At 61.8% G+C, this 1,845-nt stretch carries 4 protein-coding genes; all 4 read left to right on the top strand.

Annotated features, from left to right (window positions below):
• Window positions 1–280 (top strand): rod-binding protein (locus EN750_RS32435; protein ID WP_189526614.1); only part of this gene is annotated, 280 nt, incomplete at its 5' end.
• A gap of 13 nt (window positions 281–293) precedes the next feature.
• On the top strand, window positions 294–719 hold the full coding sequence (locus EN750_RS32430) for a hypothetical protein (protein ID WP_027038227.1): 426 nt from the start codon (window positions 294–296) through the stop codon (window positions 717–719).
• Between the two features lie 97 nt (window positions 720–816).
• Window positions 817–1,332: a hypothetical protein gene (locus EN750_RS32425; RefSeq protein ID WP_127270032.1), complete on the top strand. Its 516-nt coding sequence runs from the start codon at window positions 817–819 to the stop codon at window positions 1,330–1,332.
• Between the two features lie 198 nt (window positions 1,333–1,530).
• Window positions 1,531–1,815 carry an SCP2 sterol-binding domain-containing protein gene (locus EN750_RS32420; RefSeq protein WP_013529756.1) on the top strand — a complete coding sequence of 95 codons (285 nt, stop codon included), beginning with the start codon at window positions 1,531–1,533 and terminating at the stop codon, window positions 1,813–1,815.
• Window positions 1,816–1,845 lie beyond the last annotated feature (30 nt).

The raw sequence follows: 1,845 nt of genomic DNA, 5'->3' as shown, positions 1-1,845 counted from the left end.
GGGCTTGGCTGGCGACATGTGGAAATCGCAGCTTGCCGAGCGGGTGGCCGACGTGATGGCCGAACGCGGCGGCATCGGCATCGCCAAGTCGGTGCTTGCCGACCACTATCTCGAAGGCAAGCGCGTGGTTCCGGTCGGTCCGGTCTCGGGCGGGTTGGAAAAGACCGAGATCGACCAGCAAAACAGCCTGTCGACCTCGCTGGTCCACCAATTGCAGCGCAAGGCTGCGGGGTCGATGACCGGTGACGAGACGACCATAAAAACAAACATCAAGATCTAAACTGGGAAACGCCATGGCCGACTTTTCAGAATCCACCCCCAATCTGCCAGCACGCACGACCGCGTCGGAAGCGCCGATCCCGTTCGCGCGGCCCGGCAACCTCGCCGCCATCATCGGTCGCATCGAGGAAGTGGTCGAGGAAGAGACCGCCGGCATCCGCAACGCGACCAACTATGATCTCAAGGCATCGAACGCCCGCAAGAGCCGCTACCTCTACGAGTTGACGCGCGCCATGAAGGGCGGCAGCGAAGCCGAATTCCTCGAACAGCACCGCGAGGGCCTGACCCGGCTGCGCCAGAAGCTGGCGAAGAACGAAGCGGCGATCCTGGCGCATCTCAGCGCGGTCAACGAAGTCGCCAGCCTGCTGCGGCACGCCATCCAGCGCGCCGAGACCGACGGCACCTACTCCGCCGGCGAGTTCGGCTGGATCAAGGCATGATGCCGAACACAAGCGACACTTCGGAGATACTGCCGAAGCAACGGCGAAGTGCCGCGTCGCCTTCGCAAGGGACTGATCAAGGGACTGACAAGAGCCGATGATCAAGGTCATCGCCATCGCCGTCTGGATCTGCGCCGCAACCCTCGGCGCCGTGTTCTATTCGTTTCAGGCGGCCGGCGAGCGCGGTGTCGGCGAAACGCCGAAGCCAATGCTGGGCGGTCTCGACTACGTCAAGACCGACATCATTTCGGTGCCGCTGATCCGCGATTCTGAGATCGGCGGCTATTTCCTGACCAAGCTCGTCTACACCGTCGAACCCGAGCAGATAAAGAAGCTGTCCATTCCGGCCGAAGCGCTGATCACCGACCAGGTCTATTCCTACCTCTATTCCAATCCGCAGATCGACTTCACCAACAAGGCGACCATCGATCTCGATGCCTTCCGCGCCGCAATCCGCGATACCGTCAACGCGCGTGTCGGCGCGCCCTTGGTGCATGAGGTTCTGATCGACCAGGTCAATTTCCTGTCGAAGGACGAAATCCGCGACAACTGGCTGCGCCGCAAGAAAAGCGAGACGGCGAGCGAAATGACCAAGGCGTTCAAGGAACACTGAGTTGCCCCGGCTCGGAGTCCCGGCCTCATCGGGGCTCACCTGCCGCGACGGCAGGAACCAACCGCCCGAATTCGCGTTGACGTAAACGTCAACCCAAAGCTATATGCGGCAGCGACCGTGATCGCGAAACCGCGGCATGGGCTTCGGCTGGATCGAAGCGCCGTTGCGAGACAGATGCAACCAGACAAGGAGAACAGCGTGAGCGTTCAGGAGATTGCCGAGAAGATCAAGTCGCGGGTGGCCAGCAGCGGGTTCGATCGTTCCGTGAAATTCGACACCGGCAGCGACGGCGTCATCGTCATCGACGGCGCAACCGTCTCGAACACCGATGCACCCACCGACTGCACCATCAAGCTCTCGCTCGACGATCTGGATTCGCTGATCGCTGGCGACCTGAACCCGACGATGGCGTTCATGACCGGCAAGATAAAGGTCGAAGGCGACATGACCGTCGCCATGGCGCTCAGCCAGCTGATCGGCTGAAGGCATCCAGCCGCCCAGGCGGCACCCACC

It is taken from the genome of Mesorhizobium sp. M7A.F.Ca.ET.027.03.2.1, assembly GCF_003999175.1.
In the GTDB taxonomy this organism is placed as follows: Bacteria; Pseudomonadota; Alphaproteobacteria; order Rhizobiales; family Rhizobiaceae; genus Mesorhizobium.
This window is presented reverse-complemented; position numbering and strand designations above follow the sequence as displayed.